1 rRNA gene is annotated in these 237 nt (G+C 49.4%); it reads left to right on the forward strand.

Annotated features, from left to right (window positions below):
* Positions 1-237, forward strand: a 23S ribosomal RNA gene (locus LMC10_RS02090); the annotation flags it as partial.

Here is a 237-nt window from a genome sequence, read left to right on the forward strand (position 1 = left end):
GACGGGACTAACACCGATATGCTTCGGGGAGCGGTAAGTACGCTTTGATCCGGAGATTTCCGAATGGGGCAACCCAATCAGCTTAGTCGCTGATTACTTGACTAGTGAATACATAGCTGGCAAGAGGTAGACGCAGTGAACTGAAACATCTTAGTAGCTGCAGGAAGAGAAAGAAACATCGATTCCCTGAGTAGCGGCGAGCGAAAAGGGAAGAGCCCAAACCAACAAGCTTGCTTG

Source organism: Limosilactobacillus reuteri subsp. simiae (assembly GCF_020784875.1).
GTDB classification, from domain to species: domain Bacteria; phylum Bacillota; class Bacilli; order Lactobacillales; family Lactobacillaceae; genus Limosilactobacillus; species Limosilactobacillus reuteri_H.